Origin of the sequence: Amycolatopsis sp. (genome assembly GCF_035276945.1) — a bacterium.
Lineage (GTDB): Bacteria > Actinomycetota > Actinomycetes > Mycobacteriales > Pseudonocardiaceae > Amycolatopsis_E.
On the sequence record NZ_DATELF010000038.1, the window covers coordinates 1 to 15,241 of the forward strand.

Sequence of the window (15,241 nt, forward strand, 5' to 3'; positions counted from 1 at the left end):
ACCACCTACACTGCCCACCAGATGGGTGTCCTCTCCAACGGAATGAAACCGGCCTCGCAACCAACATCATCCCAGGCCAGAGCGGCACCCATCACCATCTCCGAACGCGTGTCACCGCCCTACTCGCGGATTCGGGTCTGATCAAACCTTCCGCGGCGGCGATCCAGCGAATCCGGGAACGGCTCCGCACGGAAATACGCGCACTGCGCGGTTCCAACGCGGCGGCGATCCTCGCCGCGCTCACCCCGATAATTCGGGGATGGGCGACCTACTACCGGGGTGTGGTGTCGTCCAAGGTGTTCAAATCCTTGGACAATTACATGTGGACCCTGCTCTACAAATGGGCCACGCGTCGCCACCCGAACAAGTCGAAAACATGGGTCATCGACCGATACTACGGCAAGTTCAACAAGTTCAGGAACGATCGCTGGGTATTCGGTGACATCGCCACCGGAGCATATCTGGTGAAATTCTCCTGGACTGGCATCGTCCGACACATTCTCGTCAAGGGCGGAGCGTCTCCGGACGATCCTACCCTGGCCGAATACTGGGCAGAACGGCGACGGCGGATCAAACCGCCACTGGAGGGCCACACGCTACGCCTGCTCACCAAGCAGGATGGCCGATGTCCTCTATGCGGCAATGAACTGCTGTCCACCGAACAGCCGCCCCAGTCGCCAGCCGAATGGGAACGCTGGTGGTTGCAGATCATCCGCAAGGCGATAATCGCGGATTATCTTGTCCTGCAAGGACGATCCGGCTCATCGGACGATGGCCACACCCGCCTCGTGCACTCTGCCTGCCGACGTGAGCACCACAAGCACGGAACGACAGGCACGGCACCGCGATCCTGAACGCCCTCGTGGCTTGCTTGAGCTGCTTGCGGTGAAAGCCGCACGGGCAGTTCTGAGGGGGGACCGGCGTAGTAATGCGCCGGTCCTACCCGACTCATCCTCGGCAAGGGCAACCGGGCGCAGATCGCCACGCTGGTCGAGCGCACCACCCGGTTCGTGATACTCGTGCGTATTCCCTACGACCGTTGCCATGGAGGGACTGGTGACCTGGATTCGCCGTGTCGTCGCCCTTGACGACACGATGCCGACCACGAACTCCTACGACGCCTACCGCGACTCTCTCAGCGCCCGCACACTCACCGAGTTCCGCTGCTTCGCTCTCGCGGTCACCGGACCAGAGCCGGACCAGAGAGCGCGGTCGGCAAGCTCACCGGCCGGCTTCCGCTCTTCGGCTCGTAGCAGTTTTGGCGACAGCCCCAGGCTCTCCGTTTGGCAGCCACCAGTGCCCTGGTCATGTTCGATGGGCCTGGTCGCGGTGACTGGCGAGGGTGGTGACGTCCTCACGGCGGCGAGTTCAGCGGTCGGCCTGGTGTCGAGGATGATCGGTCGCCGAATCGTACAGTTCGACGTGCAGGCGGGAGTGCGACGTCCTGCTCGCCGGGCAGGTGGGCGAAGGGGACGCCGAGGGAGTCGGGGTCGATCGGGTCGCCGGATCCGCGGGTGACGCCGCCAATAAGTGTCACTAGGTAGACGACCGTCGAAAGTTTGTTGTATATTTCGGCCGTATCCGCCGCATGCGGCGCAGGGCAACGCTGCCGCGCCGGCTCGATCCCGAGGAGGACTGCGCCATGACCTCAACCGACGTCCCCGGACCCACCGCCGAGGACCAGGCCGAGCTCGAGGCGATGTACGACGCGTTCGACGCCGCGCACATGAAGCCGCTGTGGACCCAGATCGGCGGGTTGATGCCCACGGTTCCCCGTCCGGATGCGGTGCCGGCGCTGTGGCGCTGGTCCACGTTGCTGCCGCTGGCCGAGCGTGCCGGTGAGCTGGTGCCGGTCGGCCGCGGCGGCGAGCGCCGGGCGATCGCCCTGGCGAACCCGGGACTCGGGGGTGCCCCCTACGCGACGCCGACGTTGTGGGCGGCGATCCAGTACCTCGGCCCCCGGGAAGAAGCCCCCGCCCACCGCCACACCCAGTCCGCGTTCCGCTTCGTGGTCGACGGGGACGGCGTGTGGACCAATGTCGAAGGCGACCCGGTCGCCATGCGCCGCGGGGACCTGCTGCTCACCCCGGGCATGCACTTCCACGAGCACCACAACACCAGCGACCGGCCGATGGCCTGGATCGACGGCCTCGATATCCCGCTGGTGCGCGGGCTCGACGCCGGGTTCTTCGAGGAAGGTCCCGAGCAGCTGGCCACCCGCCGCACACCGCCGGTCTCGCGCAACGAACGACTGTGGGCGCACCCCGGGCTCACCCCGGTCGGTGCGCCGGGAACGCCGGCCTCGCCGTTGATGGCGTATCGCTGGAAGCACACCGACGCGGCGCTGACCGCTCAGCTGGAACTGGAAGCCGCCGGGTACCCGGGCGTGCTGGAACCCGGGCACGCGGTGGTGCGTTACACCAATCCGGCCACGGCCGGGGACTGCCTGAACACGATCCGCTGCGAAATGCACCGGCTGCGCTCCGGTACCCGCACCGCGCCTACGCGCACGGCGGGCTCGTCGGTGTGGCAGGTCTTCGACGGCACCGCCACGGTCAGCATCGACGCGGAATCCTTCGACGTCGGCACCGGCGACCTGTTCGCGGTGCCGTCCTGGGCCCGGCTGTCGATCGAGACCGGCGGAGGGCTCGACGCCTTCCACTTCTCCGACGCACCGGTCTTCGACGCTCTCGGCCTGGCCCGTACCCACACAAAGGACCCCGCATGAAACTCGCCACCATCCGCACCGGGTCCGGGACCGCCGCGGTCCGCGTCGACGACGACGTCGCGGTGGAACTCGGCGCGACCGACCTGGGCGAGTTCCTCGCCCGCCCCGGCTGGCGCGTGGACGCCGAGCAGGCCGACGGCCCCCGCCACGAGGCGTCGAAACTCGACTACGCCCCGCTGGTGCCCCGGCCGGAGAAGGTCGTCTGTGTCGGGCTGAACTACCGCAACCACATCCTGGAGATGGGCCGGGAGCTGCCGGAACACCCGACACTGTTCGCCAAGTTCGCCCGCGCCCTGGTCGGCGCGTTCGACCCGGTGGTCTTGCCGGCCGGGTCCTCAGCCGTGGACTGGGAGGCTGAACTCGGCGTCGTCGTCGGCGCCGAGGTCCGCCACGCGAGCCCCGATGAGGCCGCGGCCGCCATCGCCGGCTACACCGTCGTCAACGACGTCACCGCCCGCGACTTCCAGTTCCGCACGGTGGAGTGGCTGCAGGGCAAGACCTTCGAACGCTCGACCCCGGTCGGCCCATGGCTGGTCACCGGTACGGAGCCGGGTGAGCTGTCCTGCGAGGTCGACGGCGAGCTCGTGCAGCAGGCCGACCCCGGCGACCTGGTCTTCACCCCCGCCGACCTCGTCGCCTACATCTCGGCGATCGTCACCCTCGTACCGGGCGACATCATCGCCACCGGCACACCCGGCGGCGTCGGCCACGCCCGCAAGCCGCCGCGCTATCTGGCGGAAGGATCCACCTTGAAGACCCGGATCGCGGGCATCGGCGAGCAGCGCAACACTCTGGTGAAGGAGAACTGATGCGTATCGCTGTCGCGGGCGGCGGACCCGGTGGATTGTTCTTCGCCACCCTGATCCGGCGCGCCGATCCCTCGATCGAGGTCACGGTGTTCGAACGCAACCGGGCCGACGACACCTTCGGGTTCGGGGTCGTGTTCTCCGACCGCACCCTCGAGGGCATCCACGCCGCGGATCCGGTGCTGCGCGAGGCACTGGCCGAACACGGCCGGCACTGGGACGCGATCGAGGTCCGGCTCAAAGGCGAGCGCATCCGCTGCGGCGGCAACGGGATGGCCGCGATCGTGCGGCGCACGCTGCTCGCCCTGATGCAGGCCCGAGCCCGCGACGTCGGGGCCGAGCTCCGATTCGCCACCGAAGTCAGCCTCGCCGATCTCGCCGGGTACGACCTGGTCGTCGCCGCCGACGGCACCGGGTCGAAGATCCGCGAGCAGCTCGAAGCCGGTCTCGGCGCCGAGGTCGAGACCGCGACCGCGAAATTCATCTGGTTCGGCACCGACTATCTGTTCGACGGCCTGACCTTCGTGCACGAAGGCGGCCCCGACGGCGTGTTCGCCGTGCACGGGTATCCGATCTCGGACGCGATGTCGACGTTCATCGTGGAGACCGACGAAGCCTCGTGGCGCCGCGCCGGACTGGACGAGTTCGACACGAGCCAGCCACCCGGGGTCAGCGACCTGGTCAGCAAGGCATACCTGGAGAAGCTGTTCGCCGAGCAGATCGACGGGAAACAGTTGCTGGTCAACAACTCCCGCTGGGGCAACTTCCGCACCCGCCGCACCCGGGACTGGCACACCCTGCCCGCGGCCGGAGCGGCGCCGATGCCGGTGGCCTTCCTGGGCGACGCGGTGCACACCGCACACTTCTCGGTCGGGTCCGGAACCAAGATGGCGATGGAGGACGCGGTCGCGCTGTCGAGGGCCCTCGCCGGGAGCGACGGCGACCTCGCCGCCGCCCTGGCCGCCTACGAACAGGCCGCGCAGCCGTCAGTGCGCAAGATCCAGCAGTCGGCTCGGCCCAGCCTGGCCTGGTGGGAGCACTTCGGCCGCTACCACGACGAGTTCGAACCGTGGCAGTTCGCCTACCACTTCCTGTCCCGCAGTATCACCGATTCCCGCCTCGCCCGCCGCGACGCCCGGTTCGTCGACGCGACCCACCGCGCCTGGCGGCAGACCCACGGCGCGCCCGCGCTGGACACCCCGTTCCGGCATCACGGTTGGAGCGCGCCCGGCCGCCTGGTCACGGTCGGATCCGACGAGCGGGGCACACCGGCCAAGGTCGCCGGGGACCTCCCGTTGCCGCTGGCCGCCGCCCCGCGCCCGGGTCCGTGGGGTGCGGTGCTCAGCGCCCCCGACCGTGAAGCCGGCTTGCCGCGGGCGTTCGCCCAGCTGACCCGCTTCGCCGACGCGGCACCGGTCCTGGTCGCCGTGCACGGCGGCACCGCGCTGACCCGGACCCTGCTGTGTGAGCAGGCCCGCCTGCGGCATCGGATGCCGGCGCTGCTGGTCGACCCCGGCGCCGACACCGACACCGCGGTCACCGCCGTGCTCTCCGGCCGCGCCGACCTGGTTGGACTGCCCGCATGACCACCATCGCTCCCCGTCTCCACCCCACCCCCGGCCACCCCGTCCCCGGCGGAGATCTGGCCGCGTTGTTCGCCCCGCGCGGCATCGCGGTCGTCGGTGCGTCCCGCGCCCCAGGCAAGCTCGGGGCCGCGATGGCCCGTTCCCTGAGCGGGTTCGCCGGTCGCGGCGGGCATTTCGCGCTGGTCAACAGCCGGGATACGGCCCTGTACCCGAACGTCGCCGCGGCCGCCGCCGACGGCCCGATCGACCTGGCGGTGCTCTGTGTGCCCGCCCCGGCCTGCCCGTCCGCTCTCGCCGACGCCGCCGAGGCCGGCGCCCGAGCGGCGGTGGTCTGCGGTGGCGGATTCGCCGAAGCCGGCGGCGACGGGATCGCCCACCAGCGCGCCCTGGCCGCGGTCACCGCGGACACCGGGATACGTCTGCTCGGCCCCAACACCAGCGGCTTCATCGCCCCGCACGCCGGAGTCACGGCCAGTTTCGTCGCCGGCGCCGCGCACCTGCGGCCGGGTAAGGTCGCCGTCGTTGCCGCCAGCGGCGGGGTCAACCACGCCCTGGCGTTCCTGTTCGCCGAGGCCGGCCATGGCGTCAGCCTCGCCGTCGGGCTCGGCAACGGCGTCGACGTGACCGCCCCCGACGTCCTCGACCACCTCGCCGACGACCCGGAGACCACCGCCGTCGCGCTGCACGTGGAATCCGTTTCCGACGGACCCCGCCTGGTCTCGGCGGTGGCCCGGTTGACCCCACGCAAGCCCGTGGTCGCGCTCGTTGTCGGCCGCCACGACATCGGTGAGTTCGCCGCCTCCCACACCGGCAACCTCGCGACGTCCTGGCGCACCACCCGCGCCGCGCTCACCCAGGCAGGCGCGGTGGTGGTCGGCGACGAACGCGAACTCGTCGACGCGGTGTCCGCACTCGCGACGACCCGCCTGCACCCGGCCGCCGACCCCGGTGTCGGCGTCTTGACCGCCCAGGCCGGACCCGGCCTGCTCCTACTGGACGACCTGCGCGGCCGGGCCGCGCGCGTCCCCGAGCTCACCCCGAACACGCAGAACGCGCTCAGCGAGCTGCTGCCGCCGCTGACCTTCCAGCGCAACCCGGTCGACACCGGACGCCCCGGCCCCGAGATAAGCCAGGTGTTCGCCACCGTCGCGGCCGACCCGGCCGTCGACGTGCTGGCCGCCTACGCCCTGCACGAACCGGACGCGATCGACCTGGTCGCCGCGATCGTCGGCGCCGACACCGGCGGGGTTCCCGTAGTGGTCGGGCTCGGTGGCACCGGCGAAGCGGTGGAGGCAGGGCGGCGCTCGCTGCTGGAGGCAGGCATCCCCGCCACCACCGATCCCCGCGGGGTCGCCGCCGCGATCGGGGCGCTGCTGACCGACGCCCAGGCCCGCCACCGCGAGCCAGACCGACCGCGCCGCGGCCAGTCGGTGCCCGACGACGTCACCGGCCCACACGACGAGAACCAGGCCAAGGATCTACTCGACCGGCTCGGCATCGCCACCCCACCAAGGCGGGTCTGCGACAGCCACTCGGCGGCACGGGTAGCCCTCACCGAACTCGGCGGCCGAGTGGCGGTGAAGGTCCTTGACGCCCACGTCCTGCACAAGACAGACATCGGCGGTGTCCATCTCGGAGTGTCCACACCGGACGATCTCGAGGCGGCTCTCCGCGCGCTGGACGCGGTCGGCGCCCGCCGCTACCTCATCGAACGCATGGCCCCCAGCGGAGTGGATCTGGTGCTGGGCGCGCGTCGCGACCCGGTCTTCGGGCCGATCGTGCTGCTCGGGCTCGGCGGCACGACCGCCGAGGCACTAGCCGACGTCGCCATCCGCCTCGCTCCGGTCAGCGCGAGCGACGCCGCGGCGATGCCGCGCGAACTCGCCGGCGCGGCACTGCTCGACGGCTGGCGCGGCGGTCCCGTCCTGGACACCGCCGCGCTCGGAGAGACCGCCGCGGCACTCGGGGACCTACTCGCCGCCAACCCGGCGCTCGAGGAGATCGAGGTGAACCCGCTGCGCCTGACCAGCAATGGGCTCGTCGCCCTCGACGCCGTCATCATCACCCACCAGGACCACAAGCGGGAGGCCGACGATGCCCAGCCCGATCAGTGAACACACCGTTCCCTGGCCGGACGCCCTCGCCCAGGAGTACACCGCCCGCGGTTTCTGGCGCGGCGTTCCCCTCGGCACGCTGCTGCGGCAGGTCGCGGACACCGTCCCCGACCGCACCGCTCTCGTCGACCCCGGCGCCGGAATCCGGCTCACCCACCGGGAACTCGCCGAGCGTGCGGACGCCGCCGCGGTGCGGCTGCTCGATCTCGGTTTCGAGCCCGGGAGCCGCCTGCTCGTCCAGCTCGGCAACGGCTGGGAATTCGTGGTGCTGACCCTGGCCTGCCTGCGCGCCGGGATCGTGCCCGTCATGGCTCTGCCCGCCCACCGGCGGACAGAGCTGACGCACCTGGCCCGCCTCGCCGAAGCCGGCGGCATCGCCGTGCCGGACCGGCTGCGAGACTTCGATCATCAGCGCCTGGCCCACGACCTCGCCGACGACGTCCGCGCCGCCGGGGGCGAGCCGTGGCGGGTACTGGTCGCCGGCGAGACCGTCGAACCGGGCAGCACCGACCTGCGTGCGCTCTGCGGCCCGCCCCACGACCCCGACGGCGACAGGGCCCGGGTCGAGGCCACCGGCGTCAGCAGCCGCGACGTCGCGGTGTTCCTGCTCTCCGGCGGCACCACGGGGCTGCCCAAGCTCATCGCCCGCACGCACGACGACTACGCCTACAACGCGTCCTCCTCCGCGCCCGTCGCCGGTGTCGGACCGGACACCGTGTACCTGGTCAGCCTCCCAGCCGGGCACAACTTCCCGCTGGCCTGCCCTGGCATCCTCGGTACCCTGCTCGCCGGTGGCGGCGTCGTCATGCTGCCGTCGCCAGAACCGGTGCGTGCCTTCGCCACGATCGCCGCTGAAGGCGTCACCCACACCGCGGTAGTACCGGCCGTCGCCGGCCGCTGGATCGACCACGCGACCGAGCACGGCGGCACCCAGCTCGCCACGCTGCGGGTGCTGCAGGTCGGCGGCGCCCGCCTGGCCGACCGGCTCGCCCGCCGCGTCAAGCCCGCTCTCGGCGCCACGCTCCAGCAGGTGTTCGGCATGGCGGAAGGGCTGCTCAACTTCACCCGCCTCGACGATCCCGACGAGATGATCTGCACCACGCAAGGACGCCCGATGAGCCCCGCCGACGAGGTCCGCATCGTCGACGAACTCGACCACGACGTCGCCGACGGCACCCCCGGCAGCCTCCTCACCCGCGGTCCCTACACCCCGCGCGGGTACTACCACGCCACGGAACACAACACCCGCGCCTTCACCACCGACGGCTGGTACCGCTCGGGCGACATCTGCCGTCGCACCGCCGAGGGCAACCTCATCGTCGAAGGCCGGGACAAGGACATGATCAACCGGGGTGGCGAAAAGATCTCCGCCGAAGAGGTGGAGAACCTCATCTACCAGATCCCCGACGTCGCGCAGGTCGCCGCCATCGCCATGCCCGACCCCGACCTCGGAGAACGGGTCTGCGTCTACGTGGTGCCCCGCCCCGGCACGACCGTCACCCTCGAGGGGGTCCGCGACACGATGCACGCCGCCGGGGTGGCTCATTTCAAGCTGCCCGAGCACTTGGTGATCGTCGACGAACTGCTGTCCACCAAGGTCGGCAAGATCGACAAGAAGGCACTGCGGGAAGACATCGGCAAGCGGATGAGGCCCGGAGCCCGCGCATGACCGGCGTCCACGACACCGCCATCACGTTGCCCTGGATGCGTGAGGGCACCACGCGGCTGCTCGATCTTGTCACCACCCTCGACGACACCGGGTTGCGCGCGGCGAGCGGGTTGCCTGGCTGGAGCCGCGCGCACGTGGTCGGGCATCTCGCCCGCAACGCCGAAGCGCTCACCCGCCTCGCCACCTGGGCCCGCACCGGTATCGAGAATCCGATGTACGCCGATCCCGGCCAACGCGCCGACGAGATCGAGCAGTCGGCCTCGCTGCCCGCGGCTGAACTCCGCCGCCAACTACGCGCCACCGCCGACGTTCTCGACACCGCGCTCAGTTCCCTGACCACCGCGCAATGGTCGGCTCCGGTGCGCAGCGCGCTCGGCCGCCGTATCCCCGCCGCGGAGATACCGTGGATGCGCATCCGCGAGGTCTGGCTCCATGCCGCGGACCTGACCGCCACCCCCAGCCTCGCCAGCATGCCCGACGGCGCGCTCGACCTGCTTCTCGACGACACGACCACCACCCTCAGCCGCAAACCGGACTGTCCCGCGGTCGTCGTCGCGCCCGGCGACCGCGACCGGACCTGGCGACTCCAGCCGGACATCCCGGCCGCCGATACGATCACCGCGCCGGCGGCGGAGATCGCCGGCTGGCTCACCGGCCGCCTCCCCGGGCGTCCCGGATGGCCGCCGCTGCCCCGCTGGCTCTGACCCGACGCCCTTCAGACGGGCCGTGGGAACGCGAAAGCGCGGTATACCGGCAAGGGCACGCTCCGGTACCGCACGACGCCGGCTCGACGTCATCGACCGTGACTCGGCCGGTCGCCGTCTATGGGACGTAGATCGGCCGCGTCGTTGTTCTCGACCTCAAGTTCCGAAGCCGCCGCAAAGGTGTAGAAGTTCCAGGCGGACCCCGAGTGCCGCGGCCATGATTCAGTTCGCGAGCAGCGGCCCGAGGATCGCTCCGGCGTGGGCGACGCCGAGTGTCCAGCCGAGCGCGGTCGCGCGGATGCGTGCCGGGTAGTGCATCGCGACGTTCACCAGGATCTGGGCGCCCACTCAGGTCGCCCTGTATTGTACAGATATAAGACGACCGTCTATGAAATGGCACTATTTACTTATTATCCCGGTGTTTCAACCTATGAGCGATCTGGTTGTGCCCTCGGTCGGCGGGAATATGACACAATCGACCTCGGAAGGAGGCCCGGGTGAAACCTCGATCCATCGTCTTCGACCTGTTCGGCGACTACGTCCGGTACCGCGGCGGCGCGGCCCGGCTACGCGCGCTGACCACGTTGATGGACTGCTTCGGCGTCGGTGAGAGCACGGTCCGTGTCGTCATGGCGCGGCTGCGCAAGGAGGGCTGGTTCGACGCCCAGCGCGACGGCCGGGAGACCCTGTACGCGCTCAATGCCAAGAGCTTGCGACTGCTCAACGAAGGCCGTGCCCGGATCTTTCAACGAGTCCGCGGCGAGTGGGACCGCCACTGGTACATGGTCATCTACTCGGTTCCCGAGACCGATCGCGGGATCCGCGAGCGGATCCGCAAGGAACTCGCCTGGCTGGGGTTCGGCCCGCTGGCGGCGTCGACCTACATCAGCCCGCACGATCGACTCCAGCAGGTCAAGGAGAGGTTCGCCGACCAGCCGGTGCTGCGGCTGGACACCCTCCGCTGCCAGTCCGACGATCTGATCGTCGATCGCGAGATGGCCGCCCGTTGCTGGGAACTCGGGTCCCTCAACGACGACTACAAGACACTGCTGCGGACCTACCGTTCACGGCTTCCGGCCTACCGTGCCGGCGAACTCGCCCCCCGAGAGGCGCTGGTGGAACGGATGCGGCTGACCTACGACTACCGCAAGTTCCCGTTCCGCGACCCCGACCTTCCCCTCGACCTGCTTCCCCCGGGCTGGGTCGGCCGCGAAGCCCACGAGATGTTCCTCGAAGCCCACGACCTGCTGCGCGTACCAGCGGAAAAGCTCTACGACGAGATCGCCGGAACCTGAACCAGATCCCGGGGCGCCGCCCGGCCTACCTCGGCAGACTCCCGTTCGGAGTACGGCTTCCGTGCCTGGGCGCTGCCACGCGCTCGCTGTTCGTTCATGGCCGATGGTCAGCCTGCCATCCTGCTGGTTTCACGGGGTGGCGGATCCTTCACTCGGCACGGTCGCCCGCGCGACCGGCGCGGGATTCTCATCCACTTCGTCGTCCGGAACCCGAGAGACCGAACCGGCAGTTGATGCGGGGTACCAATTCCTCGCACCAACCTCGCCAAAAGCAAGGCCCGAGGACGGAGAGATCAACCGCGGGTGCGACGAGCGGGGCGACCCAGACAGGTACTCCGAGTCGGAGGGCACCGTTGGGGACGTTGCCGAAGTCGAACAGGAAGGTCAGCCCGACGCCGGTGCCCATGATCGCCGCGACGATGCGTGACAGACGGGTTGGGCGGGGCGGAGGTGGAGGGCAAGGCCGTGCGGCCCGCGCGGAGGTGCGGTCGGATTTCGACCTCAAGGTGATGGTAGCGGTCAGCCGCGTACAAGCAGGCTAACGCTCGTCCGGTCACGGTGTCGGTGAGTTCGCTGCACAACGTGCCGACAGGCCCGGTCGAGGGCTCGGCGGTGATGTGCACGTCCTGGCCATCCGCGACGAGGAGGTGGGCCAGGTGCTGCACGATCGTTGATTTGCCGGCGCCACTTGGCCCGTCGACGCTGACGAAGACGCCACGCGGATGCTCAGAAAAGGGCCGAAGGTGCATCGTGCCCTCCCCTCGGCGGCTCGCCGCGCAGCTCTTCCAGCGACAGCGGCCGGGTCTCCGGCGGCAAGGCCAGCCGGACGAACAGCCGTGCCGTGACCAGCACGTCGTAGGTTGCGCGATGGGGCCTGAGGCCGGAGGGCAATCTTTCGGCCAGCTTGAAGGTCTCGACCAGTGCGCCCAGCTTGTAACTACCGGCCTCCGGAAGCAGGCGACGGGCCAGCTTGAGCGTGTCGAACACCTCCGGCGGCTGCCAGTCACGCAGCTTGCGTTCGAGCACGTCGATATCAACATGGGCATTGTGTGCGACGAGGGCGTTACCCGTCAGGCCCGCGAGGACCTCGTCCCGGATGTCCGCGAACACCGGCGCACTGGCAACGGCAGCGTTGGTAATGCCATGGACGGTGCGGGCAAACGGGGTGATCCGCTGTTCCGGTTGCACCAGCCAGCTTGCCGGTTGCCCGATCTTCCCGCCCGTGATTGGCACGACAGCCAGTTCAACCAGATCAGGCGGCTGGTGGCCATTACCTTCCACATCGACGACGTAGTTGAGGCTTGTCCAGTCAGTCACGCTCGTTGCCCTGCCAGCGTAGTCTACGAACACCGCTACCTTGTCGACGAGTCCAAAGCCCGCGTGAAAGCCCAGAACGCCACCCCTGCCGCGCCGCAACAGCTCGCAGACGACTATGCCACGGTGAAAAAGGAACTGGCGGAACTCAAGAAGGCGCTGAGCAACGAACGGGCGACAAGCGCGCTCCTGCGCCGGGTAGTCGCCGAACTCTCCCTGGAACTGGAACAGGCCAAGGAGGAACCCGCCCAAGATAACCGAGTCACCCGGCTGCCCACCCGGTCGCGGTCACAAGCCCCAGGACATGCCATGTTGGCCGCGCCTGCGGTTGCTCTGCTTGCTGACAGACCCCTGGTACCTTCCTGTCCCCTGGAGGGCGGCACATCGGCGGGACACTTGCATTACCGGCATCAGCGATCGGGTCAATGAGCCACACAACAGGTTGTTGTGCAAATGGTGATCATGAGGCATTCGGGTTCCCGGCACCAGTTAAGTCGGGCTGGCAACGGGTCGCCGCGATCGGCGATCCGTTGTTGCCAGAGTTGACGGAGGCGGGCGCATTCGCGCCGGCACTCCTCGTGCCGGCCGCCTTATCGTCCATCTGTGACACCACGATCGGTTTCCTCCTACACCAGGGCGTGGGTTCGGGCGGCGAGGTCACGCAGGCCGGGCAGGGCGGCCTGCTGGGGATGGTGCAGCAGGTCGCCGACGAGGCGGCGGACGGTTGCGCGGGTGCGGACCTCGCCGGGTGCGGTGCGTTCGGCGGTCAGCAGGGTTTGATAAGCGCGGCCGGGTTTGTTCCATTGGGCGAAGCACAGGGCGACGTCGACGAGGAACCGGGCGCGGCGTTCGGTGTCGGGGAACTGGCCGAGATGGGTGGTTTGGGCGTGGTGCAGGGCGGAGCCAGCGTTGCCGAGCACGTAGTCGGCGGACACGCGGTGGCTGACCACGTTGGCGGTCAGCGCTTGCTGCTGGGTTGGGTGGTCGGCGAGCCGCTTGGCGGTGGTGTCGGCCTCGTCGAGGAGGTCGGTGGCGCGGTCGTGGTCGCCGGCGCGGGCGGCGCCATACCCGGCCGAGCACATCAGCAACGCATATAGGGCCAGGCTGCGGATTGGGTGTCTTCCCGGCGAGGTCGAGCTGGTTGGCCGCGGTCAGGGTGAGGGTTTGGGCGCGGTCGTGGTTGCCTGCCCGGCGGCAGGCCGAGCCGAGCAGGCGTTGCGCCTCCGCGAGGGTCAGTGGGTCGTCCGCGCCGGCGGCGGCGCGCAGCGCCCGGTCGGCGGAGATCCATTCCAGGCCGCTGGCCTCCAGCTTGATCAGCGCGCGGGTGGCGAGGTTGTATGCCTGCGCCACGATGCCCGCCGAGACAGGATCAGCGGTCTGCTGGTGGGTGGCTTGCGCGGTGGTGATCAGTTCAGGCAGCCGCGCGGCCAGCTCGACATAGCGGCAGGCGCGGAAGTCGGTCCGCGAGGTCGCCAGCACAGTCTGGAGCGTCGCGATCGGCGCCGGCTGGGGCGCCGCGGTGGAACTGCCGAGGAGGACGCCTTCCAGGCGGTGGGCCAGGAATGCGGCCGGATCGACCTCGACCCCGCTGGCGGCGAGCGCGTTGGGGGCGGTGACCGCGGTGCCGGCCAAGCCCGCGGCGAGCAAGAACGCGCGTCGTCGCACCGGATCATCCCCTTCCTGGCTCGGGTCGTGCCCCACCCTAGAAGCCGACGCGGTTGAGGCGGGGGAGGCAGGCCGGTCAGGCTGGGTGTTGGTGAGGCCGAACGCTTCGGCGGGCAGGCCGAGGATGGTGGCGAAGCGGCGCAGCACCGCGACGTCGCGCAGCCCGCGGCGGCCGTTCTCGAACCGGGAGATCGTCGAGGCCGAGCAGCCGAAGCGCTCACCGAGCTGGCCCTGGGACCAGTCCCATTCTTCGCGGGCGTGGCGCAGCACGGCTGGGTGATCGCCGCGGCGGGCGGCGTCCCACAGGGCGGGTGACCACCAGTCCGGCACAGCGCACCCCCGGAACCCTCGCGCACGTGTTGTTCCACCCACGGTAGTCGCTCAACCACGGAGGAAAGAAGGTTTGCGTGATTGGCACACCCCGTGCACACCCGGCACAAGAGGCTTCTCATCGGGTCGGCGCCTTCCTAGCGTCGAAGGCATCCGGTTCGGTGGGAGCAGGCCCCGACCTCCCACCGGATCGGTCGGCCGGCAGGAGCCACCCGCATCGCGACGTCCCCGAACCCGGTGGTCCTGCCGGCCGGGACCAACCCACAGACGCCGGCCACCGCCGGCGGGAAGGAGCCTAACCCCATGACCACCACGATCGAGGCTACCGAGCCGGAGCCGGGCGCGAGTCCGTTGTCCTCGGCAAGCCTGCGTTACCTGGTGCACCAGCCGATGATCGCCGACCGGCCCGGCCCGGACGCGATGCGTCCGTTCGGGCTGCGCGCGGCCACGACGGTCGAGGCGCCGGTGCGGCCGGAATACCGCTACTGCCCCGACCAGCAGGTCGCCGTCGACGAGCAGGGCCGGCCCCTGGTCGAAACGATGGGCAAGGACTGGAAGACCAAGGGCTCCACCGACGGTGACGAGGGCCCGGAGGAGAACTGGGGCTGGGAAGAATCATGACTGCCGCGCCGGGAACCGTGGTGATCTTCGCCCAGGAAGCTGACGCCCCGGTAGACGCCGTGGTCCGCGAGCTCGACCAGCGCGGGGTGGAGGTGTTCCGGGCGGACACCGCCTGGTTCCCTGAGCACCTGTCGCTGGAGGCCCGCCTCGAGGGCGACGGCCGGTGGCGCGGGGTGTTGTTCACCGAGCACCGAGCACCGCGCCCTCGAGCTCGAGGACATCGCCTCGGTTTGGTATCGCGACCCCTCGGCGTTCCAGTTCCCGGCCACGCTGACCGAGGTCGAGCGCGCCTACGCCCACCGCGAGGCGCGGCTCGGCTTCGGCGGCGTGCTCGCCGCGCTGCCGGTGCTCTGGGTCAACCACCCCAACCGGGCCGCGGACGCGATGTTCAAACCCCTCCAGCTGGCCA

15 protein-coding genes and 1 pseudogene are annotated in these 15,241 nt (G+C 70.0%); 10 read left to right on the forward strand and 6 right to left on the reverse strand.

What is annotated here, in order from left to right; all coding sequences use genetic code 11:
- From VJT49_RS05195 to VJT49_RS05225, 7 genes are all read left to right on the forward strand, one after another.
- A partial coding sequence (locus VJT49_RS05195; RefSeq protein ID WP_324163534.1) for a group II intron maturase-specific domain-containing protein occupies window positions 1-854 on the forward strand: 854 nt, incomplete at its 5' end.
- Between the two features lie 788 nt (window positions 855-1,642).
- Window positions 1,643-2,728, forward strand: coding sequence for a cupin domain-containing protein (locus VJT49_RS05200; protein WP_324163535.1), 1,086 nt, complete (start codon window positions 1,643-1,645; stop codon window positions 2,726-2,728).
- A complete protein-coding gene (locus tag VJT49_RS05205) occupies window positions 2,725-3,537 on the forward strand; it encodes a fumarylacetoacetate hydrolase family protein (RefSeq protein ID WP_324163536.1) in 813 nt (270 codons plus the stop codon). Before VJT49_RS05200 ends, VJT49_RS05205 begins: the two co-directional genes overlap by 4 nt.
- The gene (locus VJT49_RS05210; protein WP_324163537.1) at window positions 3,537-5,120 is read left to right on the forward strand and encodes an FAD-dependent monooxygenase; all 1,584 of its coding nucleotides are present in this window, start codon (window positions 3,537-3,539) and stop codon (window positions 5,118-5,120) included. The genes VJT49_RS05205 and VJT49_RS05210 overlap by 1 nt, the downstream gene beginning before the upstream one ends.
- Entirely contained in the window at window positions 5,117-7,234 is a 2,118-nt protein-coding gene (locus VJT49_RS05215; protein WP_324163538.1) for an acetate--CoA ligase family protein, read from the forward strand. Before VJT49_RS05210 ends, VJT49_RS05215 begins: the two co-directional genes overlap by 4 nt.
- Complete coding sequence (locus VJT49_RS05220) at window positions 7,215-8,903, forward strand: (2,3-dihydroxybenzoyl)adenylate synthase (protein ID WP_324163539.1); 1,689 nt, start codon at window positions 7,215-7,217, stop codon at window positions 8,901-8,903. Before VJT49_RS05215 ends, VJT49_RS05220 begins: the two co-directional genes overlap by 20 nt.
- Window positions 8,900-9,607 carry a maleylpyruvate isomerase family mycothiol-dependent enzyme gene (locus VJT49_RS05225; RefSeq protein ID WP_324163540.1) on the forward strand — a complete coding sequence of 236 codons (708 nt, stop codon included), beginning with the start codon at window positions 8,900-8,902 and terminating at the stop codon, window positions 9,605-9,607. The genes VJT49_RS05220 and VJT49_RS05225 overlap by 4 nt, the downstream gene beginning before the upstream one ends.
- 222 nt (window positions 9,608-9,829) lie before the next feature.
- Here the strand turns inward: VJT49_RS05225 and VJT49_RS05230 are convergent, their stop codons facing one another.
- Window positions 9,830-9,955, reverse strand: a complete 126-nt coding sequence (locus tag VJT49_RS05230) for a hypothetical protein (RefSeq protein WP_324163541.1) — start codon at window positions 9,953-9,955, stop codon at window positions 9,830-9,832.
- A gap of 149 nt (window positions 9,956-10,104) precedes the next feature.
- Here VJT49_RS05230 and VJT49_RS05235 point away from each other — a divergent pair, with 149 nt between their 5' ends.
- Window positions 10,105-10,902 carry a PaaX family transcriptional regulator C-terminal domain-containing protein gene (locus VJT49_RS05235; protein WP_324163542.1) on the forward strand — a complete coding sequence of 266 codons (798 nt, stop codon included), beginning with the start codon at window positions 10,105-10,107 and terminating at the stop codon, window positions 10,900-10,902.
- A 293-nt stretch (window positions 10,903-11,195) separates the two neighbouring features.
- Here the strand turns inward: VJT49_RS05235 and VJT49_RS35060 are convergent, their stop codons facing one another.
- From VJT49_RS35060 to VJT49_RS05250, 3 genes are all read right to left on the reverse strand, one after another.
- Entirely contained in the window at window positions 11,196-11,651 is a 456-nt protein-coding gene (locus tag VJT49_RS35060; protein ID WP_414635829.1) for a dTMP kinase, read from the reverse strand.
- Window positions 11,629-12,468, reverse strand: coding sequence for an exonuclease domain-containing protein (locus VJT49_RS05245; protein WP_324163543.1), 840 nt, complete (start codon window positions 12,466-12,468; stop codon window positions 11,629-11,631). The genes VJT49_RS35060 and VJT49_RS05245 overlap by 23 nt, the downstream gene beginning before the upstream one ends.
- 374 nt (window positions 12,469-12,842) lie before the next feature.
- On the reverse strand, window positions 12,843-13,298 hold the full coding sequence (locus tag VJT49_RS05250; protein WP_324163546.1) for a hypothetical protein: 456 nt from the start codon (window positions 13,296-13,298) through the stop codon (window positions 12,843-12,845).
- Between the two features lie 82 nt (window positions 13,299-13,380).
- Between VJT49_RS05250 and VJT49_RS05255 the strand changes: the two genes are divergently transcribed.
- On the forward strand, window positions 13,381-13,938 hold the full coding sequence (locus VJT49_RS05255; RefSeq protein WP_324163547.1) for a hypothetical protein: 558 nt from the start codon (window positions 13,381-13,383) through the stop codon (window positions 13,936-13,938).
- Between the two features lie 108 nt (window positions 13,939-14,046).
- On the opposite strand, the pseudogene VJT49_RS05260 reads toward VJT49_RS05255, so the two are convergent.
- A pseudogene (locus tag VJT49_RS05260) lies at window positions 14,047-14,253 on the reverse strand (helix-turn-helix domain-containing protein); the annotation flags it as partial.
- Window positions 14,254-14,514: 261 nt separating this feature from the next.
- On the opposite strand from VJT49_RS05260, the gene tgmA reads away from it, so the two are divergent.
- Window positions 14,515-14,832 (forward strand): putative ATP-grasp-modified RiPP, encoded by a 318-nt coding sequence (gene tgmA / locus VJT49_RS05265; protein ID WP_324163544.1) that lies wholly within the window; start codon window positions 14,515-14,517, stop codon window positions 14,830-14,832.
- 180 nt (window positions 14,833-15,012) lie between these two features.
- On the opposite strand, the gene VJT49_RS05270 is transcribed toward tgmA, so the two are convergent.
- A partial coding sequence (locus VJT49_RS05270) for a hypothetical protein (protein WP_324163545.1) occupies window positions 15,013-15,241 on the reverse strand: 229 nt, incomplete at its 5' end.

Bases quoted from the DNA above. Each gene is read 5' to 3' on its own strand.
- VJT49_RS05215 (WP_324163538.1), top strand. From the start codon at position 5,117: ATGACCACCATCGCTCCCCGTCTCCACCCCACCCCCGGCCACCCCGTC.
- tgmA (WP_324163544.1), top strand. From the start codon at position 14,515: ATGACCACCACGATCGAGGCTACCGAGCCGGAGCCGGGCGCGAGTCCG.
- VJT49_RS05225 (WP_324163540.1), top strand. From the start codon at position 8,900: ATGACCGGCGTCCACGACACCGCCATCACGTTGCCCTGGATGCGTGAG.
- VJT49_RS05220 (WP_324163539.1), top strand. From the start codon at position 7,215: ATGCCCAGCCCGATCAGTGAACACACCGTTCCCTGGCCGGACGCCCTC.
- VJT49_RS35060 (WP_414635829.1), bottom strand. From the start codon at position 11,651: ATGCACCTTCGGCCCTTTTCTGAGCATCCGCGTGGCGTCTTCGTCAGC.
- VJT49_RS05250 (WP_324163546.1), bottom strand. From the start codon at position 13,298: ATGTGCTCGGCCGGGTATGGCGCCGCCCGCGCCGGCGACCACGACCGC.
- VJT49_RS05200 (WP_324163535.1), top strand. From the start codon at position 1,643: ATGACCTCAACCGACGTCCCCGGACCCACCGCCGAGGACCAGGCCGAG.
- VJT49_RS05205 (WP_324163536.1), top strand. From the start codon at position 2,725: ATGAAACTCGCCACCATCCGCACCGGGTCCGGGACCGCCGCGGTCCGC.
- VJT49_RS05210 (WP_324163537.1), top strand. From the start codon at position 3,537: ATGCGTATCGCTGTCGCGGGCGGCGGACCCGGTGGATTGTTCTTCGCC.